Annotated in this window: 21 protein-coding genes and 1 riboswitch; of the genes, 13 read left to right on the forward strand and 8 right to left on the reverse strand. The window is 26.6% G+C overall.

The genetic code is table 11. The features are described 5' to 3' along the window. Positions 1-160 precede the first annotated feature (160 nt). Genes ACRCZX_RS06930 through ACRCZX_RS06950 form a run of 5 tightly spaced genes read left to right on the forward strand, consistent with a single transcriptional unit; the run spans position 161 to position 4,916 of the window. Positions 161-868, forward strand: coding sequence for a glycosyltransferase family 2 protein (locus ACRCZX_RS06930; RefSeq protein WP_438582199.1), 708 nt, complete (start codon positions 161-163; stop codon positions 866-868). Next, entirely contained in the window at positions 865-1,140 is a 276-nt protein-coding gene (locus ACRCZX_RS06935) for a lipid-A-disaccharide synthase N-terminal domain-containing protein (RefSeq protein WP_438582200.1), read from the forward strand. Before ACRCZX_RS06930 ends, ACRCZX_RS06935 begins: the two co-directional genes overlap by 4 nt. Beyond that, positions 1,141-2,178: a GDP-mannose 4,6-dehydratase gene (locus ACRCZX_RS06940; protein WP_438582201.1), complete on the forward strand. Its 1,038-nt coding sequence runs from the start codon at positions 1,141-1,143 to the stop codon at positions 2,176-2,178. It abuts the gene before it with no gap. A 1-nt stretch (position 2,179) separates the two neighbouring features. Beyond that, the gene (locus tag ACRCZX_RS06945; RefSeq protein ID WP_438582202.1) at positions 2,180-3,502 is read left to right on the forward strand and encodes a UDP-glucose dehydrogenase family protein; all 1,323 of its coding nucleotides are present in this window, start codon (positions 2,180-2,182) and stop codon (positions 3,500-3,502) included. 16 nt (positions 3,503-3,518) lie between these two features. Further along, complete coding sequence (locus ACRCZX_RS06950) at positions 3,519-4,916, forward strand: ArnT family glycosyltransferase (protein ID WP_438582203.1); 1,398 nt, start codon at positions 3,519-3,521, stop codon at positions 4,914-4,916. Between the two features lie 23 nt (positions 4,917-4,939). Here ACRCZX_RS06950 and ACRCZX_RS06955 read toward each other — a convergent pair whose 3' ends face one another. The 4 genes from ACRCZX_RS06955 to ACRCZX_RS06970 form a co-directional block, all read right to left on the reverse strand. Next, a complete protein-coding gene (locus ACRCZX_RS06955; protein WP_438582204.1) occupies positions 4,940-5,575 on the reverse strand; it encodes a hypothetical protein in 636 nt (211 codons plus the stop codon). Positions 5,576-5,599: 24 nt separating this feature from the next. Beyond that, complete coding sequence (locus tag ACRCZX_RS06960) at positions 5,600-5,785, reverse strand: DUF1858 domain-containing protein (RefSeq protein WP_438582205.1); 186 nt, start codon at positions 5,783-5,785, stop codon at positions 5,600-5,602. Beyond that, positions 5,775-6,464: a hypothetical protein gene (locus ACRCZX_RS06965; RefSeq protein ID WP_438582206.1), complete on the reverse strand. Its 690-nt coding sequence runs from the start codon at positions 6,462-6,464 to the stop codon at positions 5,775-5,777. Before ACRCZX_RS06965 ends, ACRCZX_RS06960 begins: the two co-directional genes overlap by 11 nt. 75 nt (positions 6,465-6,539) lie before the next feature. Next, positions 6,540-7,082, reverse strand: coding sequence for a tyrosine-type recombinase/integrase (locus ACRCZX_RS06970; RefSeq protein WP_438582207.1), 543 nt, complete (start codon positions 7,080-7,082; stop codon positions 6,540-6,542). Positions 7,083-7,171: 89 nt separating this feature from the next. Between ACRCZX_RS06970 and ACRCZX_RS06975 the strand changes: the two genes are divergently transcribed. Next, positions 7,172-8,512 (forward strand): MATE family efflux transporter, encoded by a 1,341-nt coding sequence (locus ACRCZX_RS06975; RefSeq protein ID WP_438582208.1) that lies wholly within the window; start codon positions 7,172-7,174, stop codon positions 8,510-8,512. Positions 8,513-8,526: 14 nt separating this feature from the next. Here the strand turns inward: ACRCZX_RS06975 and ACRCZX_RS06980 are convergent, their stop codons facing one another. The 3 genes from ACRCZX_RS06980 to ACRCZX_RS06990 all read right to left on the reverse strand — a co-directional run bounded on the left by ACRCZX_RS06980 (position 8,527) and on the right by ACRCZX_RS06990 (position 11,208). Next, a complete protein-coding gene (locus ACRCZX_RS06980) occupies positions 8,527-9,066 on the reverse strand; it encodes a C-GCAxxG-C-C family (seleno)protein (RefSeq protein WP_438582209.1) in 540 nt (179 codons plus the stop codon). A gap of 127 nt (positions 9,067-9,193) precedes the next feature. After that, entirely contained in the window at positions 9,194-10,177 is a 984-nt protein-coding gene (locus tag ACRCZX_RS06985) for a S66 family peptidase (RefSeq protein ID WP_438582210.1), read from the reverse strand. Between the two features lie 38 nt (positions 10,178-10,215). Further along, the gene (locus ACRCZX_RS06990; RefSeq protein ID WP_438582211.1) at positions 10,216-11,208 is read right to left on the reverse strand and encodes a LacI family DNA-binding transcriptional regulator; all 993 of its coding nucleotides are present in this window, start codon (positions 11,206-11,208) and stop codon (positions 10,216-10,218) included. 224 nt (positions 11,209-11,432) lie between these two features. On the opposite strand from ACRCZX_RS06990, the gene ACRCZX_RS06995 reads away from it, so the two are divergent. From ACRCZX_RS06995 to ACRCZX_RS07015, 5 genes are all read left to right on the forward strand, one after another. Then, entirely contained in the window at positions 11,433-12,803 is a 1,371-nt protein-coding gene (locus tag ACRCZX_RS06995; protein ID WP_438582212.1) for a sucrose-specific PTS transporter subunit IIBC, read from the forward strand. Position 12,804: 1 nt separating this feature from the next. Then, on the forward strand, positions 12,805-14,157 hold the full coding sequence (locus tag ACRCZX_RS07000; protein ID WP_438582213.1) for a glycoside hydrolase family 32 protein: 1,353 nt from the start codon (positions 12,805-12,807) through the stop codon (positions 14,155-14,157). 11 nt (positions 14,158-14,168) lie between these two features. Then, positions 14,169-15,035 carry an ROK family protein gene (locus tag ACRCZX_RS07005; RefSeq protein ID WP_438582214.1) on the forward strand — a complete coding sequence of 289 codons (867 nt, stop codon included), beginning with the start codon at positions 14,169-14,171 and terminating at the stop codon, positions 15,033-15,035. A 62-nt stretch (positions 15,036-15,097) separates the two neighbouring features. Further along, positions 15,098-15,173: riboswitch (cyclic di-GMP riboswitch) on the forward strand. A gap of 43 nt (positions 15,174-15,216) precedes the next feature. Next, complete coding sequence (locus ACRCZX_RS07010; protein ID WP_438582215.1) at positions 15,217-15,717, forward strand: hypothetical protein; 501 nt, start codon at positions 15,217-15,219, stop codon at positions 15,715-15,717. 206 nt (positions 15,718-15,923) lie between these two features. Continuing rightward, complete coding sequence (locus ACRCZX_RS07015) at positions 15,924-17,303, forward strand: diguanylate cyclase domain-containing protein (RefSeq protein ID WP_438582216.1); 1,380 nt, start codon at positions 15,924-15,926, stop codon at positions 17,301-17,303. A gap of 123 nt (positions 17,304-17,426) precedes the next feature. Here the strand turns inward: ACRCZX_RS07015 and ACRCZX_RS07020 are convergent, their stop codons facing one another. After that, positions 17,427-17,693 carry a hypothetical protein gene (locus tag ACRCZX_RS07020; protein WP_438582217.1) on the reverse strand — a complete coding sequence of 89 codons (267 nt, stop codon included), beginning with the start codon at positions 17,691-17,693 and terminating at the stop codon, positions 17,427-17,429. A gap of 211 nt (positions 17,694-17,904) precedes the next feature. Between ACRCZX_RS07020 and ACRCZX_RS07025 the strand changes: the two genes are divergently transcribed. Beyond that, positions 17,905-18,819, forward strand: a complete 915-nt coding sequence (locus tag ACRCZX_RS07025) for an SAM-dependent methyltransferase (protein WP_438582218.1) — start codon at positions 17,905-17,907, stop codon at positions 18,817-18,819. Positions 18,820-19,076: 257 nt separating this feature from the next. Beyond that, entirely contained in the window at positions 19,077-19,241 is a 165-nt protein-coding gene (locus ACRCZX_RS07030; RefSeq protein WP_438582219.1) for a hypothetical protein, read from the forward strand. Positions 19,242-19,286: the final 45 nt, after the last annotated feature.

A 19,286-nucleotide genomic window follows, 5' to 3' on the forward strand; every position in this document is an offset into this window, starting at 1 on the left:
AAACAACGAGGACAAGAGATATTATTAATATACATAGTTAAAAACTGCTCCTTTCTTGGGGGGAATATTGGTTGTTTGAATAACTATTATACCTCAAAGGATTGGAGTAGTTTCAATAATTTTTAAGTTAACAGAAACATAAAAAAAGCAAGGAGGAAAAATGGAAATTTCAGCAGTAATACCAGTATATAATGAAAAAGAAAATATATTACCCATGCTTCAAAGAATAGAATCAGCTTTTAAAAAAGAGTTTAAAAAGTATGAAATTGTTTTTGTAAATGATGGAAGCAATGATGGGAGTTATGATATTTTAAATAAAATAAAATTAGAAAATAAAAATGTAAGAGTTTATCATTTTATTAAAAATAAAGGTCAAAGTGCAGCTTTAGATGCAGGATTTCAAAAAGCAGAAGGAGATTTAATTTTGATGATGGATGGAGATTTACAAACTGATCCAGAAGATGTATATAAACTTTTAAAATTTATACCAGAATATGATTTTGTAAATGGAAAAAGAGCTACAAGAGAAGATGGATTTAAAAGAAAATTAGCTTCAAAAATTGGAAATGGTTTTAGAAATCTTGTAACAGGAGATAATATCGTGGATACTGGTTGTCCTTTAAAATTATTTAAAAAAGATATTGTAAAACATTATAAGATGTTTAATGGAATGCATAGATTTTTACCAACTTTAGCAAAATATAATGGTTTTAAAGTAATAGAAGTACCAGTAAGACATTATGATAGATTATATGGCGAATCAAAATATAAAGTTTTTGGAAGAGGATTTAAAGCTTTTAAAGATGTTTTTGCAGTTAGATGGATGAAAAATAGAATATTAGATTGGGAAATAGAGGAACAGAGATGATTAAAAATTGGAATATATATTTAATAATAGGCTTTATAGGACAAGCTTTATTTTCAATGAGATTTATAATTCAATGGGTTGCAAGTGAAAAAGCTAAAAAAAGTATAATACCTTTTTCATTTTGGATTTTTAGTTTATTTGGTAGTATTTTTTTATTAATTTACGCATTATATAAAAAAGACCCAGTATTTATAATTGGACAAGCACCAAATGTTTTAATTTATTCAAGAAATATATATTTAATTAAAAAAAATAGAGGAGCTGAGAAATAAATGAAAATTATTGTAACAGGAGCAGCGGGATTTATAGGATCACATTTAGTAGAAAAACTTTTAGGATTAGGTCATAGTATAGTTGGAATTGATAATTTTCATGATTTTTATTCAGAAAATATAAAAATAAAAAATGTTTTAGAGAGTTTAAATAAAGTTGAACATTTAGAAAATATTTTATTAGAAAAAACAAAAGAGTCTAAAATAAATACATTGCTTCAAATAACAAATTCAGATTGTTACTCTTTAGAATATTGTGATCTAAAAGATTCTGAAAAAGTAGAAGAGATATTTAAAAAATATAAAATAGATATGGTTATAAATCTAGCAGGTTTAGCAGGAGTTAGACCTTCATTAGAAAATCCTTTAGAGTATGAAAAAGTTAATGTTGGTGGCTATTTAAATCTTTTAGAGTGTTGTAAAAAATACAATACTATTAAATTTATTCAAGCATCATCAAGTTCAATATATGGCGATAATAAAGTAGTTCCTTTCAAAGAAACTGATATAGTTGATTTTGCTATTTCTCCTTATGCAGCAACTAAAAAATCATGTGAGGTATTTGGACATGTATATTATAAATTATATAATATTGATACTTTACAATTTAGATTTTTTACAGTTTACGGTCCAAGACAAAGACCAGATTTAGCAATTCATAAATTTATAGATAAAATATTAAAAGATGAAAATATTCCTGTTTTTGGAGATGGAGAAACATATAGAGATTATACATATATTGATGATATTATTGATGGTGTTATAAAAGGTGTGAATTATTTAAATAAAAATAAAAATGTATATGAAATAATAAATTTAGGTGAATCAGATGCGATATCTTTAAATAATATGATTGAGGTAATTGAAAAAACATTAAACAAAAAAGCCGTAATAGATAGATTACCTATGCAACCTGGAGATGTTAAAAGAACTTTTGCAAGCATAGATAAAGCAAAAGATATTTTAGGATATAATCCATCTACAAAATTTGAAAATGGAATTCAAAAATTTGTAAAGTGGTATTTAGGAGGAAAATAAAGTGCAGATAACTATAATAGGTACAGGTTATGTGGGATTAGTTCAAGGAGTAATTCTGAGTGAATTTGGTCATAAAGTAACTTGTGTAGATATAGATGAAAAAAAAATCAACTCTTTAAAAAATGGAATTTTACCAATATATGAATTAGGATTAAAAGAACTTTTAGATAGAAATGTGCTTGAAGGAAGATTGAAGTTTACTACGAATAAAGAAGAGAGCTATAAAAATTCTGATGTAATTTTTATAGCTGTTGGAACACCACCAGCTGAAGATGGTTCTGCTGATTTAACTCATGTTTCTGAATGTGCCAGAGATATAGGGAAGTTTATAAAAAAATATACAGTTGTTGTAAATAAATCAACAGTACCTGTAGGAACTGGAGATTTAGTAGTTGAATTAATAGAAAGTGAGTTGATAACTAGAGAGAAACGAATTGAATTTGATGTAGTTTCTAATCCAGAATTTTTAAGAGAAGGAAAAGCAGTAAATGATTGTTTAAGACCAGATAGAGTTGTTATAGGAGCAGAAACTAAAAAAGCTTTAGAAATAATGAAAAAGCTATATGATGTTTTATATATAAATAAAACTCCTTTTGTTTGTACAGATAGAAGAACAGCTGAAATGATAAAATACGCTTCAAATGCTTTTTTAGCTGTAAAAATATCTTTTATAAACGAATTAGCTTTATTGGCAGAAAAAGTAGGAGCTAACACTCAAGAGATTGCTTCGGCAATGGGTATGGATGGTAGAATATCACCAAAGTTTTTACATTGTGGACCTGGCTATGGAGGCTCATGTTTTCCGAAAGACACAAAAGCCATTGTTGAAATTGGGAAAAAGTATGGAGAAGAGATGTGTGTAATATCTTCAGCTATTTTTGCAAATGAAAAGCAAAAAGTAAAAATGGTTCAAAAGATTGTAAAACAAATGGGTAATTTAAATGAAAAAACAATATGCATATTAGGACTTTCTTTTAAACCTGATACAGATGATGTTAGAGATGCACCTAGTTTAGATATAATAAAAGGGCTTATAAAAAATGGTGCAAAAATAAAAACATATTGTCCAAAAGGAATGCCCGAAGCAAAATGGAGATTGGAAAATTACAATAAAAGTATAGAGTATTGTACAAATGAAGAGATTGCAAGCACAGGTGTAGATGCTGTAGTTTTATTAACAGAATGGAATCAATTCAGAGGACTTAATTTAGAAAAATTAAATAAAAGAATGAAAGATAATTATTATTTTGATTTTAGAAATGTTCATACAAAAAATTCTAGAGTAAGATCTTTATTTAAATATTTTCCAGTAGGACAAAATTAAATTTTAAGGAGAATTTATGAATCTTAAAGATGATATTTACAAAGAAAGATATAAAATATTTTTTATAGCATATTTTTCAATTTTAGTAGGTATAGCTTTTTTAAGAGTACCTGATTTAAGAAATGAATTCAAATATTTTGTAGTAACGGATGAAATGATTAATACTAAAAACTTTTTAATACTGAGATATTTTAATGAGTTATATCCTGATAAACCACCAATTTATTTTTGGATTCTAGGAATATTTAGACTTATAAATAAAGAAAATTTTTATCCATTATCCTTAATTTTTGGTGGTATTATTCCAGCAGCGATAACAGCAAAACTTGGATTTGAAATTTCAAAGTTATATTGGACAGAAAAAATGGCGTATGTATCAACAACAATTTTAATAACTCTACCTTATCTTTTTGGAATCTCTTTAGTTTTAAGAATGGATTATTTGATGACAATGTTTATAATGTTATCTTTATACAGCTTTTTTAAAGTTTATAAAATAAAAAAAGGTGAAAAAATAAGTTTATTAAAAATTTCATATATTTATATTTCAATAGGTTTTGGTATTTTAGTTAAAGGTGGAGCAGCAGTTGTTGTTCCATTATTGACAATATTAACTTTTCTTTATTTAGAGAGAAATTTAAAATTCTTAAAAAAAATAAAACCAATTTTTGGAATATCTTTGATTTTAGGAATATTAAGTATTTTCTTTTTATCTATATATTCTTTTGAAGATGGAAAAGAGTATATAAAATTAATGCTAGGACAAGAAACGATAGATAGAATGGTAAAGTCAAAAACACATACAAAACCAGTTTATCATTATATTAAAAACCTTATTTTTACAGCACTTCCATTGACTATATTTTTAGTAAGAGGAGTGATAGACAAATTTAAAAATATTAAAATGTTATACAAATGGAAACCTATAGACAAAATTTCATTTAGTTTATTTATTCCAAATTTAATTTTTTTTAGTTTATTAAGTGGTAAGTTAGACATATACTTGTTACCATTATATTATGGAATAGTAACTATATCTTTGAGATTTATTGAGAGAGAATGGAGTGGAACAAAAGAAAAAATTTGTAAAAAAATATTATATGTAAATTTAGCAGTTTTAGCTGTTTGCCTTTTAGCACTACCTTATTATAATAAAAACTATACAATAAGAGATTCAATTGAAATTATAAAATTAAATACTCAAGAAATATATAGCTATAGATTTGGTGATGTTAAAAATATTTTAAGTGAGATAGATAAAAATGAAATAAAAGAAATGTCTTTGAATGAATTAAATTTAATTAAAGAAGGAGAACTTTTAATAGCTCGTAAAAAATATTATAAAGATATTCCTTTGCAGAATTTTAAAGAGATATACTCAAATAAAGAATATATTATTTTAATTAGAGAGTAAAAAAAAAGGATAATCCAATTGGACTATCCTTTTTTGATTTTATAGCTTCCTTCAGACTCTTCAGAATATTCGAAACTTGGATTTAAATTTTTAACAAAAGTTTCCAACCAAGATTTTCTTAGATCATAGAAAATTTTAACATCCACATTTTCTTTTTCCCAAACCTCTTTGTGTACACAAAGTCTTCTTTCCCAAGAAACAAGATTTTCTTCAGATATAGTAACAACATTTACTCTATCACAAGGCATTCCATCTAAAATATAGTTAGTTACACAGTTGTATATCTCTATAGCTGTGGAATATTGAGCTTCATCTTTTGCTTCATTAGCAGCAATAATTCCTCCTTCTTCAAAAACTGCCTTTAAATTGTTTATTGCATTTATATCACTTTTGATAATAAATCCTATCCATGCAGCTAATCTTCCTTCAGATATATGAATTGTATTTTGTAGCCATCCATGTATATTATTTAAATCTATGATTTCATCTAAATTTTTATTTTTCAGTTTTTCTCCATATTGCTCTATAATTTTATTTTTAGCAGTTTCAATATCCACTCCATTTTCTTGAGCAGATTGAATAATATTTTCCTCTAAGTTTTGTAGCCATAAAATTTTATTAAAAAGCCAATAATGTATTTTTCCTAAATATAAGCTCATATTTCTCCTTTTTATCAATCGTTTTTATTTTTCGTTTAATTTATTTAAAACTTCTTCTAAATTTAAGCCATGAATCTCACAAGCTTGCTCTAGAGTTTCCATTTGAGCTGATGGACATCCAATACAACCCATTCCATATCCCATAAGTATTCCAGCACCTTTAGGGTTAATATCAATTATTTCAGCTATTATAGTATTTTTAGTTATCATCGTTATCTCCTTTTACATTTAATTTATTGAAAATCTCTTTTTTAAAAATTTCAAAGCTTATTCTATCTATAAAGTGCCCTAATTTTTCTCCCATTAAAGCATTTTCGTTGTAATATTCTAAAGTTGTTTTTACTGTAAGATATGCTTCATCTTCTGATAAACCTTTTATTAATATATCAGAACTACGAGGATTAAAACCAGAACTACCTCCAACAGTTATAAAAAATTTAGCATCAACATCAACAATAACCCCAATGTCTTTTGAATATGCCCCTGTACATGCGTTTCTACATCCTACAACTGCTATTTTAGTTCTACAAGGAAGCTCCATTCCATGAAAACTATTACTAATTTTCATTCCAATACCTATTGTTGGGTATTTGGATCTTTTGCAATAATTAGCTGGACATATTTCAACATTTTTTAAAGAATTTTGAATTCTAACAGCTGGTTCCATTCCGAGGTCATTCCATACATAGACTAAATCTTCTTCTTTTAGATTAGTTATTAAAATTCTTTGACCAGATGTAATTTTTAAGACACCGTTGTATTTTTTAGCTACTTCGGCTATTTTTATTAAGTTATCTGGTGTTATAAATCCACCAGGAATATGTGGTGTTATTCCAAAGGTTCTTTTACCCTCTTTAATCTTTTGTAAATTTCCACCATAGTTACTCACTGCTATCACCATCCTTTTTTATATAATATAACTTTTTTTCTAAAAAATCAGTAACATACGTTACACTTTTAAAAATTAAAATCCTAATCGTTGTTTTCCTCTATAATCATCAGCTTTTTCTTTGTTTATTTTTATATACTTTTGAGTAACAGAAACACTAGAATGATTTAAAAGTTGTTGAACAAATATAATATCCTTTGTTTCATTGTATGCTAGAGTTGCAAAAGATTTTCTAAAACTATGAGTACTAATAAAAGTACTATCTATATTTTCATAATCACAAGCTTTTAGAATTTGATGTTGAACTTTTCTTACAAAAGCTCGAACCTCTTTTTCAGTCGAACCAAAAATATAATTATCATTTCGAGTTCGGTTATTAAAAAGATATTCAACCAACTCTATATTTATCCTTGTTATTTGTGATTTTTTTGTTTTTTTCTCGATTATTTCTAATTTACCAAATTGTATATCACTATATCTTAATCGAGCTATATCTTGAATTCTTAATCCAGTATTTAATTCTATTAGTAAAGCATTTCGAACATCTTGTTTTATTTTATTTGATCCTAAAATAGTATCAATCTCATCTTGCCCAATAGCTTTCGTCATTTTTCCCATTTTTATCACCCACTACATTATATCATTTATTCTCTAATTTGTTGAGGTTTTCTATTTAAAGTGCTATAATATGCTACTAAAATAATGAGGTGATTTTTATTCAGGAAAAATTATTAAAAGATAATCTTTTCAAACTTATTTTTAAATATGGAGCACCATCAATAGTAACAATGTGGATTTTTTCACTTTATACAATAGTTGATGGGATTTTTATAGGTAAATTTTTAGGTTCTAAAAGTTTAGCAGCAGTAAATATTGTAATGCCATATGTGAATTTCTCGTTTGCTATAGGAATAATGATAGCAGTTGGAAGTTCAACCATGATCGCTATACAGTTAGGAGCTAAAAAAGATAAAAAAGCATCACAATCTTATAGTACATCGATTCAGCTTTTCATAGCTTTTAGTGCTTTACTTAGTTTAATTGGGATATTTTTTCCAAAAGATATTGTAACTCTTTTAGGAGCAAATACAGTTATTTTAGAAGAAAGTACAACTTATCTTTTTTATCTTTCATTTTTTACACTTTTTTATATGTTATCCTATGGGCTTGAGAGTTTTGTAAGAATAGAAGGAAGCCCTAACTATTCTTTGATTTGTATAATAGGCGGAGCAATTATAAATATAGGTTTAGATTATTTATTGATTGTAGAAATGGGAATGGGAATTAAAGGAGCAGCGATAGCAACAGGAACAGCTCAAATGACAACAGCTTTGATGTTAGCTTACTATATGATATTCCATGCCAAAAAATTGAAATACAATTTCATTAAATTTAAATTAAAAACAATCATTACTATTTTATATAATGGTTCTTCTGAATTTTTAACTGAAATGGCAACAGGAGTTGTTATAATGGCATTTAATATAAATATAATAGCAACTATAGGAAATGAAGGTATCTCTGCATTTAGTGTAATCAGTTATATATCTACTTTGGTTACGATGACTATGATTGGATTTTCTCAAGGTTTACAGCCTATAATTAGTTTTAATTATGGAGCAGAATCTCGAGAAAGAGTACTAAAAATATTAAAAATAGGAACAATGACTGTTTTTATACTTGGGATTTGTTTCTTTTTACTTGTTAATGCATTTTCAAACGAGTTGGTTTCAATATTTATAAAAGATAATCCTAAACTATTTATTTTAACTAAAGATGCAGTTGTATGTTATAGTTTTACATATATTTTGATGGGTATAAATATTATTATTAGCTCTTATTTTACAGCAATAGAAAATGCTTTTATATCTAGTATTTTAAGTGTTTTAAGAGGAATTATTTTTATAAATATTTTACTTCTGGTATTACCAGGTATTTTTAATGAAAAAGGAATTTGGTTATCAGCTCCAACAAATGAACTCTTGATGTTAATTGTATCATCGATTTTCTTTTATAAAAATGGTTTAAAAAAATCCCCTCTATTTTAGAAGGGATTTTTTCTTTATTTTTGAATTATATTTTGAATACTTTCTTTTAAACGAGTGATTCCATTTTTTGTAATTTCTTTTTGAATCTCTGTTTCAACTACTGTTAATTCTAGCTCTCTTGCAATTATTTTTGCAGCAGCAGCAGCAATTTCTCCTGTAAAAGCTACACATTGATTTTTATGAGTTGTAGATCCCATAGTCATTCCATGAGTTAAAATTTTACAACATAAAACTTTATGATTTTTTTTAAATTCTTCTTGTAATTCATTCGCTAATTTCAAATTTTTATGAACTTTTCTATCACCAGCTTTAGTTCGACCAAAGAAATAGCTAATAGCCATTACTCCACCACTAACAGCTCCACAAAGACACTTTGAACCACCAACACCTAATGGGAATCCAGAAGATGCAGCAATTAAAGCGTCAGGCATATCAGGATCTATATTTTTTTTGATTGAATAAACAATAGCTTCTGAACAAAAGAAATCACCAGCTCTATAAGCTTCTTCGGCATCTATTTGAATTGTTTTAATACTAATCTCTTTATTTACCATATTTATAATTTTTACAAAAAATGAGATTATTTATTGTAAAAAACTCACCGTCCTTTTATTTATGATTTAATTCTCTATATATCTTATCAAGTTTTAACAAAAAAAACAATTACTTATATTTTATTTTTTAGAAGCTTAATAAAGTTACTTTTTTTTCAGTTGCATCTAATTCCACAACTCCACCGATTGGTAAAGTTAACATAGGGTGAGTATGAGAACAATCAAATTGAGCAAGAAATGGAATGTTTTTTTCATCTAAAAACTCTAATAAAATTTCATAAGGTTTCTTTTTAGAATTTTGGTCGTTAAATAGTTCGTGTTTACCTAAAATAATTCCACTAATTTTATCAAAAACTTTATTTAATTTTAAAAAAGCAAAACTTCTTTCAATATCAGCGGCAGTTTTTAAAGAATCTTCAATAAAGAGAATATCTCCATCTTTTATTTCAGGCATATATTCACTTCCCCAAATTCCATAAATAGTATTTAAATTTCCTCCTATAATTCTTCCAGAAACTTTACCAGGAATAACTGTTATCAACTCATTTTCACAAGTTTTTTTAGGTTCTGATTGCTCTTCCCAATTTATAAATTCATCAGTATATTTCAATGGAGTTTTAAATTCATAAGGAAAATGAATATCTTTCATTAAAATATCAGAAAAATATAAATATGTTTCTTCTACTAGAGGAGAAAATTCTCCAAAACTTGCGACTAGAGCTGGTCCATAGAATGTAACTATTCCTGTTTTAGCATAGATTGCCAATAAAATAGCTGTAACATCAGAGTATCCTATAAAAATTTTAGGATTGCTTTTAATAGCTTCATAATTTATATATGGTAAAATTGAATTTGAGTTATTTCCTCCAATAGTGGACATAATACATTTTATTTCATTATTTAAAATAAGTTTATTTAATTCATTTGCTCTTTCAAGAATAGTTCCAGACCTATATCCTTCTGATTTTTGGCTTAAATTACCACTTATTAAATTAAACCCTTTATTTTTTAAAAAATCAACAGCTTTTTTGTATCTTTTAGGAGCAAAACTTGTAGCTGGTGAAGAGGGTGAATAATAACCAATAAAATCTCCTTTTTTTAATTTAATCATTTCAAATCCTCCAATAATTTAGTTTGCTTATTATACAACTAATTATGAGTATCTGAAACACTTTTTCTTTTTAAAAATTCAAAATTGATAGTTTGTATTTTAGGAATTGTTTCTTGTAAAATTAATTTCACAATACTTTCAGCAGCTAACTTACCAGTTAAGTCATTAAAAAATCTTATAGTAGTTAGTTGTGGTACTATTAAATCAGAAACTTTATATCCTCCAAATCCAACAATAGAAACTTCATCTGGAATTTTTATATTTAATTTATTTAAAGCTTTTATAGCTCCAAAAGCCATATTATCTGTAGTACATATAATGCAGCTTGGTTTTTTATTTTTAAAGTAGTTATAAACTAATTTTTCTGTTTCATCAAAACTAAAGTCACTTGTTATAAAATCAATTTTAGAATTGTATTTTATAAGTTCATTTAAAACAGCTTTTTTCCGAATTGATCCAACAAGAGCATCATTTTCATTAACACCTATGTAAAGAATATTTTTATGTCCAGATTTGGCTATATATTCTCCAATAATTTTCCCAGCTTTTTCCTCATTATTAACGATAGAGTAAGTTTCATTACATATTTGACCAACAAAAAGAATTGGTATTTTGCTTTTTTTTACAAAATTTTTATGTTCAGCTGTAACTTCAGTTGCCATTAAAACAATTCCTTCAACATTTAATCTAGAAAGATTATCTAAATTAGAAAGCTCTAAAAGAATATTATGATTTGTATTTATTATTAGAGGAATATATCCTAAACTTTTTAGTCTGTTATCAAGCTGCATTAGGATAGTAGAAGTTATTCTAGAATCTAGACAAGGAACGAGCACTCCTATAAAACGATTGTTCTTGGCTTTAATACCTCGAGCAAACACATTTGGTTCATAATTATTTTCTAAAATAATTTTCTCTATTTTTTCACTTACATTTTTACTTACATATCCATTATTTAAAAATCTAGAAACAGTACTTTTTCCAACACCAGAAAATTCTGCGATCTCTTTTATTGTTAATTTTTTTTTCACTTTATATACCACCTATCTTATTTCTTTAATAAATTATAGTCTTAATTTAATTTAAAACAAAGTTTTTTTTGTTCGTGTTCGAAAATAATACTTTGGGGTTTCTTACAGATTTAAAAGTTTATTTTAAAAATAAAAAAATTGACTTTTTGTAAAAAATATATTACATTAAATAGTATGCGGGAACGGTTCCACATTGAGTTAAACTAAATTTTGGAGAGTGAATTATGGATTATAAAAAAGTTGCTGATTTTATTATCGAAAATATTGGAACAGAAAAAAATATCTCTAGTGTTGGACATTGTGCAACAAGATTAAGAGTTGTTGTAAAAGATGAATCAGATGTTAAGTTAGAAAATTTAAAAAAGAATACTGATATTAAAGGAGCTTTTTTCTCAAGTGGACAACTACAAATTATTTTAGGTCAAGGTGCTGTAAATAAAGTTTGTAGTGCTATTTTAGGAGAAGCACATATTGAAGAATCATCTTTAGATGATATAAAAAAAGACCAAATTAGAAATTTAAATATTTTCCAAAGATTTGCAAGAACATTATCTAATATATTTGTACCAATAATTCCAGCAATAGTAGCAAGTGGACTACTTATGGGAGTTTTAGGAATGGGAAAAACTTTTGGATGGCTATCAGGAGATTCATCAATGTTTGAGCTTCTAGATATGTTCTCAAATACAGCTTTTGTATTTTTACCTATAATTTTAGCGTTCTCAGCAGCAAAAGAATTTGGAGCTAATCCATATTTAGCAGCAGCACTTGGAGGAATACTAATACACCCAGCACTACAAAATGCTTGGACAGTAGGAAACGGAGTTTCTAGCTATTTTACATTGTTTGGTATGAACTTTGCTAAAATAGGTTATCAAGGAACAGTTTTACCAATACTTATAGCAATTTGGGTTATGAGTTTAGTTGAAAAAAATCTAAGAAAAATTGTTCCAAATATGTTAGATATTATTTTAACACCTTTTTTAACAATACTTATAACTGGATTTATTAGTATAACAGTTATTGGACCTTTAGGAAGAGTTGTTGGAGATGGAATATCTTTTGGATTACAATATATATATTCAACATTGGGAATTTTTGCAGGAGCTATTTTAGCTGGAAGCTACTCATCAATTGTTATAACAGGAATGCATCATAGTTTTCATGCTATTGAAGCAAATCTTTTAGCAAATCCAAATATAGGAAAGAACTTCTTACTTCCGTTATGGTCTATGGCTAACGTAGCTCAAGGTGGAGCAGCTATGGCAGTATTTTTAAAAAGTAAAAATCCTACTATAAAATCAATAGCACTACCTGCTTCACTTTCATGTCTTCTTGGAATAACAGAAGCAGCATTATTTGGAGTAAATTTAAGACTTGGAAAACCATTTATAGGAGCTGTAATAGGAGGAGCAATAGGTGGAGCTTATATAAGTTTTACAAAAGTTGCTATGAATGCAGTTGGAGTAACAGGAATTCCAGGAATTTCGATTGTTCAACCAGGATCTATGATTAACTATATAGTTGCTCTTTTAATCAGTTTTATAGCGGCTGCAATTGCAACGATAATACTTGGATTTAAAGATGAGGTGTAATATGTGGAAAAATAAATTTCATATAACACCATCTCATGGGCTTTTAAATGATCCAAATGGACTTATTTACTGGAAAGGTGAGTATCATCTTTTTTATCAGTGGAATCCAAACTCATGTGAACATAAAACAAAACACTGGGCTCATTTAAAAAGTAAAGATTTAATAGATTGGGAAACTTTACCAGTTGCTTTAGAGCCAAAAGATTGGTTTGATAAAAATGGATGTTATTCTGGAAGTGCTATTGAAAAAGATGGAATACTCCATCTCTTCTATACAGGAAATGTAAAAAATGATGGTAAAAGAGAAAGTTATCAATGTTTAGCTATTTCTAAGGATGGAATTAATTTTGAAAAAAAGGGTCCTGTTATACATAATAAAAATATTCCAAAAGAGTATACTCGTCATTTTAGAGATCCAAAGATTTTTATAAAAAATGGAATTTATAAAATGGTTTTAGGAGCTCAAAGAGTAAATTTAACAGGAACAATTGTAGTATTTACATCTCAAGATTTAATAACTTGGAGTTTTGAAAAAGAGATTTTAGATGGAGATTTTGGATTTATGTCAGAATGTCCAGATTTTATTGAAGACGGAGAAAACGCAGCTTTACTTTTCTCTCCACAAGGTGTTGAAGCAATAGGAGATTTTTATAATAATAGATACCAATCAGGATATGTAATAAGAGAGTTAGAAGAGATACATAAAAATAGTTTTGTAGAGTTAGATAGAGGATTTGAGTTTTATGCTCCTCAAACGTTTAAAGATGAGTTCGATAAAAACGTTTTAATAGGATGGATGGGAATGCCTGAAGAGTTAGAACACCCAACTGTAAAGAGTGAAAATTGGATACACTCTTTAACTTTACCAAGAACATTAGAAATTAAAAAAGATAAAATTATTCAAAAGCCACATATTAATTTACAAAAATTAAGAAAAGAAAGAGTGCAATTAGAAAATATAGTTGTAGATAAAGAATTAGATTTATCAAAATTTAATATTTCTGGAGAAACATATGAATTGATTATAAATTTTGAAAAGATAGAGTCTGAGATTAAAATACTATTAAGAAAAGGAAAAGAAGAATATACAAGTTTTGCCTATAATCCAATAATAAAGAAAGCTACTCTAAATAGAAATTACTCTGGAGCTGGATATAAAGGTATTCGAACTTGTTCTTTAAATGAATTAAATAATGTAAGAATATTTATGGATAGATCATCAGTAGAAATTTTCTTAAATGATGGAGAAGAGGTATTTACAGCTAACATATATCCAAAAAAAGATAGTTTAGGTATTGAAATTATGAGTGAAATGTTGTTTACTATACCTAAGATTGAATTTTTCAAAATATAATGGAGGTTTTAATGAAACTAGGAGCAATTGAAGCTGGAGGAACAAAGTTTGTTTGTGGAATAGCAACAGAAAATGGTGAAATTTTGGAAAGAGTAAGTTTTCCAACAGAAGAACCTGCAATAACATTAGAAAAAGTTTTTAATTTCTTTAAAGATAAAGGAGTATCAGCAATTGGAGTTGGATCTTTTGGTCCGATTGATCCAAATCCTGAGTCTGAAACTTATGGATATATAACTAAAACACCAAAAAAATATTGGAGTGATTTCAATTTAATTGGTGAATTACAAAAAAATCTTAATGTACCTATGGCTTTTGATACGGACGTGAATGGTGCAGCACTAGGAGAAGCAACTTGGGGAGCTGCGAAAGGTCTTGAAAACTGTCTTTACCTAACTATAGGAACTGGAATTGGAGGAGGTGTATTGGCCTCTGGTAAGCTTATACATGGAATGCTTCATCCTGAGATGGGTCATATTTTTGTTAGAAGACATTCTGAGGATACTTATGTAGGGAAATGTTCTTTCCATAATGATTGTCTTGAAGGCTTAGCTGCAGGTCCAGCTATCGAAGAGAGATGGGGTGTAAAAGCTTATGAGCTTCCTATAGATCATAAAGCTTGGGAGATTGAAGCTTACTATATTGCTCAAGCTCTTGTAAGCTATATATTAACAGTTTCACCTGAAAAAATTATTTTAGGTGGAGGAGTTATGAAACAACTTCAACTATTTCCTCTTATTAGAAGAAATGTAAAAAAAATATTAAATAACTATGTTCAAACAAAAAATATTTTAGAGAATATAGATGATTATATTGTACCTCCAGGCCTTGGAGACAATGCAGGTTTATTAGGTTCAATAGCACTTGCTATGAATATTTAAAAAAAACTACAAATATTGTTGACTTTTTATAGATATTACTATATTATTTTTATATTACTAATATATAATAATGGCAAAATAAAGGAAACTTTATGACGCAAAACTATAGGGTCTTTAAAATGATAGCCAGTTACACTTTTTGTGTAACTGGCTATTTTTTATTTTATAACGGAGGAGAAAAATGAAAAAAATTTTAATTTTTAGTTTTTTACTTGGAATAACTTCATTAGGCTATTCTGATACTGGAAGTTCATCTAGTGAAGCAACAATGAATATAACTGCAACTGTTATTAAACCATTAACTATTAAATCCGATGGTCCTTTAAATTTTGGGATTCTTGTAGCTGGTAATTTGAATACAGCTCGTTCAACTTTTTCTATCGAAGGTGATAAAAATTCATCTGTTAAAATATCATTTGAAGGTTTAACTTCAAACGGAGCAACTTTTACAACCCCTATCTATTTAACTAAAAATGAAACAGTAAAAGATTCTTTAGCTATCAACTTTAATTGTACAGCAACAGATAATTCAGGGATCTATATAACAACTAATAATAATAGAATCTTGTTAGATTCAAATGGAAAGTCTAAATTGAATATAGCAGCTTCAGTTTCTACTAAACCAAATCAATCTGCTGGAGAATATTCAGGACAAATTAAAATGAAAGCTTTATATGATTAGTTATAAATTAGTTTAAAAGAACTTTTTTATAGAATAAATATATATAACCATGCAATTGAGTTTTTATCAATACTCAATTGCATGGTTATTTTTTTTATAAAAATTGAATATTATTCAAGATTAAAATTATCTTGACTTATCTTGCAAAAAAATATACCATGTAAAATGGTATTTATATAATTAAAATTTAGTATTTGGAGTTGGAAATGTATCGGAAATTTTTAAAAAAGAATAAAATAATCTCTGTTATTGTAATTATAGTAGTAACATATATATTAATATTATCAATGAAACAAATTTTATTTAGAAGTAAGGAACTTGTTATTTTTATAAATAAACAAACCGTACTAGAGGTTAATAATATAATAAAAAATCAGATTTCATTAGTAGAATCTTTATCCGAATTAGAATATATTAAAAATGAAAATATTCCAATTCAAAAAAGAGCCTTATCCTTAAGACCATTTCAAGATAATTATAATCTTATTCTTATTGGCTTATTGGATAAAGAAGGTAACAGATCTAGTTCTTTAGGAAGTAAAACAGCCAATCTTTCTTATAGAAATTACTTTAAAGAAGTTAAAAAAAATAAAAAAAGTGTCATCAGTAATGTTATTTATAGTACTACAACTGGTGAAAAAACAATTGTTTTTATACATCCTCTACTAAATACTGAAAATGAATTCCGTGGTGCTATATTTTCATCTATGCATTTAAGTGAATTAATTTTATTAGAAAATAGATACGAAGCTGCAGATGAAGACTATAATACAAGTATTTTAGATAGTAATCTAAAGGTTATTCTAGAAGACAAACATATTGAAATAGAAAACTTAATTCGTAATTCATTTGGATTTACTTTTAAAATAGAAGGATATGATTTACATGCTATAACATTTACAAAAGATCCAATTTCAAATTGGTATATAATTACAGATTTAAATGTTTCAAATTATTTTATTAATACTTGGGCAAATACTCTTATTATTATTTTAATTTTAATTACAATTTTTTTAATAACGTTTCAAAGTTTTAATATTCATACAAAAAATGAAATTACACCTATATTAGATTCTCTAAACCATGATTATTTAACAGGTATTTACAATCGGAAATATTTAGAAGACAATATAAAAAATGTTGGATTTAAAAAAAATGAATCACTATTTATTATTTTAGATATAGATAATTTTAAAGCTATTAATGATGAACTTGGTCATACGACTGGTGATTATGTTATTCGTGAAACTGCTTATAAAATAAGTGAAATATTTTCAAGCGACTCAATTGTAGCTCGAGTTGGTGGAGATGAATTTATAATTTTTATCAAAAATTATAAAGATAGAACGATTGTATTAAATAGAATAAAATCTCTTTTATCTCTTATGGATACTTGTTATAATAAAGAAGGTAAAAATATAAGAATTTCTGCTAGTATTGGAATAACATTTATTGAAAATGATGACTATAAATTTATTGATTTATATAGTAAAACTGATATTTCTCTTTACAAAGCTAAAAAACACGGAAAAAATTGTGCATATATATCTGATTCTGATGATGAAATAATTCGGAATTATATTTAATACTTCAATAAAAAAAGCGATAAATTCTAAAATTATAATTTATCGCTTTTTTTTATAACATAAGACATCCAAGAATCAGCTATTATTTTAATTATTACAGATATAAAAATATAAAAGATAATTTTATTTTTGAAGTTCTAAAAAAATAGTTTCAAATGTTTTTTTATTAAACTGGATTCCAAACATATCAATTGATTCAAGATATTCTCGGATAGATTGATTAAAGGTTATATTACAAAGCCCTAAGCTTTGAAACTTTTCTATACAGTTTTCAGAAGTTTTTGTTTTCTTAATTTTTCCTCTTTTTTCTAAACATTCACTTAAAAAATCATATATTTCAATCTCTGAAAGTTTTGTTTGTAATTTCAAATTTTCTATGTTTAATTTCATATTCTCTCCATACAAATTTATTTGACACCTTAATTTGAATTATATTTAACTTTTGTGTAAAATATGTGTAAATGTAATTTTTTAGCAATATCAACTATTATAGTTTAAATCCTAAAGTAGATTTATAGTCAAGTTTTTTTTATTACTTGAGATTATTTGAATAAAATGATATATTATTACTTTAGGATAATATATTTTTTAGGAGTGATAAATGTTTATTTATACAATCGTTAATATTGGTAGTGAAAAGTCATTAAAAGAAGAGGTAGCTCTAAAATATCCAGATTTAAGTTTTGCATATTCTAGACCTGGATATATAACTTTTAAAGATAATAGTGGAAAGTTTGATATTAATTCAAAATTTAATTTAATTTTTGCTAGAGCTTGTGGAATATCTTTAGGAAGAACAAACTCTGAAAAATTAGAAGCTGAAGTTTCAAAGCATTCAGCAGATGTAACTCATAGATTTTCATTAGTAACAGGAGAAACTTCTGGAGAGGTTGCTCAAGTTGGACAAACTATACTAGATGTTGTTGAAGTAAAAGAGGGAGAGTTCTGGTTAGGAATGAGAACTGCTCATCCTTATTCATGGAAAATGGCTGGAGTTAATCCAAAGCTAACTTTACCTGAAGCTTCTCCATCAAGAGCTTACTTAAAGATGTCTGAAGCTCTTATCTGGACTGATTACAAATTTAGAGGAGAAGAAACAATTCTTGAGTTAGGTTGTGCTCCAGGAGGTACAAGTTACTCTTTATTAGAAAAAGGATTTAAAGTATTCGGTGTTGATAATGCTCTTATGAATGAAGGAATTTTAAACAATCCTATGTTTAAACATATCAAAGAACCTATGCAAAAAGTTCAAGATGCAGATATTCCTAGACCTTGTCATATTTTAGTTTCTGATGTAAATGTTTTACCTTCTCTTAGCTTAAGTCAAGTTAAAAGATTTATGGATATGAGACCTGGAATTCATACTGTTTTCTATACTTTAGAAATAGGTAGTAAAATATCTATTGAAGAAGTTTTAAAGCATATAGATTCATTTAAAAGATTTGGATTTAAAGAAGTTAGAGCTACTCAGCTTCCAAGTAATAAATCTGAAGTTTTACTTTATGGAACTAAATAATTTTTTACAAGGAAACTAGTTTTACTTTTAGTATAAATAGTTATGAATAAAAGCAATTTTATTCCCTCCCCCAAAAGAACCTCTATTTCCCTAGAGGTTCTTTCTTTTTATTTATTTATTTATTATTAAAGGAAGTTTTGTTTTTATTTGGTAAAAAAGAAATAAGTAGATCAAAAATTATAAAAAATAGGAGGTGAAAACGTTATCAGATAGGTTTAGACTTATAAAGAATTATAAGTATATGATAACGGTTTAAAATGAAAAAATTAGTTTTAGCTTTTTTATTTAGTTTAGTTTTTGTTGGTTGCTCTAATGTTTTAGAAAAAGAAAGTACACCTAATCCTGGAGTTGTAACTTTACAACAGATTGATATGATGAATGCAGGATCAACAGATTCAGGGTCACAAATTCTTGATAAATAAATTAAAAACATTTATTCTTAATTAAGAATAAATGTTTTTTTTTAT

The organism is Cetobacterium sp. (assembly GCF_051658645.1).
Classification (GTDB): domain Bacteria; phylum Fusobacteriota; class Fusobacteriia; order Fusobacteriales; family Fusobacteriaceae; genus Cetobacterium_A.

Bases quoted from the DNA above. Each gene is read 5' to 3' on its own strand.
- ACRCZX_RS06980 (WP_438582209.1), bottom strand. From the start codon at position 9,066: ATGGTAAATAAAGAGATTAGTATTAAAACAATTCAAATAGATGCCGAA.
- ACRCZX_RS06940 (WP_438582201.1), top strand. From the start codon at position 1,141: ATGAAAATTATTGTAACAGGAGCAGCGGGATTTATAGGATCACATTTA.
- ACRCZX_RS07005 (WP_438582214.1), top strand. From the start codon at position 14,169: ATGAAACTAGGAGCAATTGAAGCTGGAGGAACAAAGTTTGTTTGTGGA.
- ACRCZX_RS06970 (WP_438582207.1), bottom strand. From the start codon at position 7,082: ATGGGAAAAATGACGAAAGCTATTGGGCAAGATGAGATTGATACTATT.
- ACRCZX_RS07015 (WP_438582216.1), top strand. From the start codon at position 15,924: ATGTATCGGAAATTTTTAAAAAAGAATAAAATAATCTCTGTTATTGTA.
- ACRCZX_RS07000 (WP_438582213.1), top strand. From the start codon at position 12,805: ATGTGGAAAAATAAATTTCATATAACACCATCTCATGGGCTTTTAAAT.
- ACRCZX_RS06995 (WP_438582212.1), top strand. From the start codon at position 11,433: ATGGATTATAAAAAAGTTGCTGATTTTATTATCGAAAATATTGGAACA.
- ACRCZX_RS07025 (WP_438582218.1), top strand. From the start codon at position 17,905: ATGTTTATTTATACAATCGTTAATATTGGTAGTGAAAAGTCATTAAAA.
- ACRCZX_RS06930 (WP_438582199.1), top strand. From the start codon at position 161: ATGGAAATTTCAGCAGTAATACCAGTATATAATGAAAAAGAAAATATA.
- ACRCZX_RS06985 (WP_438582210.1), bottom strand. From the start codon at position 10,177: ATGATTAAATTAAAAAAAGGAGATTTTATTGGTTATTATTCACCCTCT.
- ACRCZX_RS06950 (WP_438582203.1), top strand. From the start codon at position 3,519: ATGAATCTTAAAGATGATATTTACAAAGAAAGATATAAAATATTTTTT.
- ACRCZX_RS07030 (WP_438582219.1), top strand. From the start codon at position 19,077: ATGAAAAAATTAGTTTTAGCTTTTTTATTTAGTTTAGTTTTTGTTGGT.
- ACRCZX_RS07010 (WP_438582215.1), top strand. From the start codon at position 15,217: ATGAAAAAAATTTTAATTTTTAGTTTTTTACTTGGAATAACTTCATTA.
- ACRCZX_RS06935 (WP_438582200.1), top strand. From the start codon at position 865: ATGATTAAAAATTGGAATATATATTTAATAATAGGCTTTATAGGACAA.
- ACRCZX_RS07020 (WP_438582217.1), bottom strand. From the start codon at position 17,693: ATGAAATTAAACATAGAAAATTTGAAATTACAAACAAAACTTTCAGAG.
- ACRCZX_RS06955 (WP_438582204.1), bottom strand. From the start codon at position 5,575: ATGAGCTTATATTTAGGAAAAATACATTATTGGCTTTTTAATAAAATT.
- ACRCZX_RS06960 (WP_438582205.1), bottom strand. From the start codon at position 5,785: ATGATAACTAAAAATACTATAATAGCTGAAATAATTGATATTAACCCT.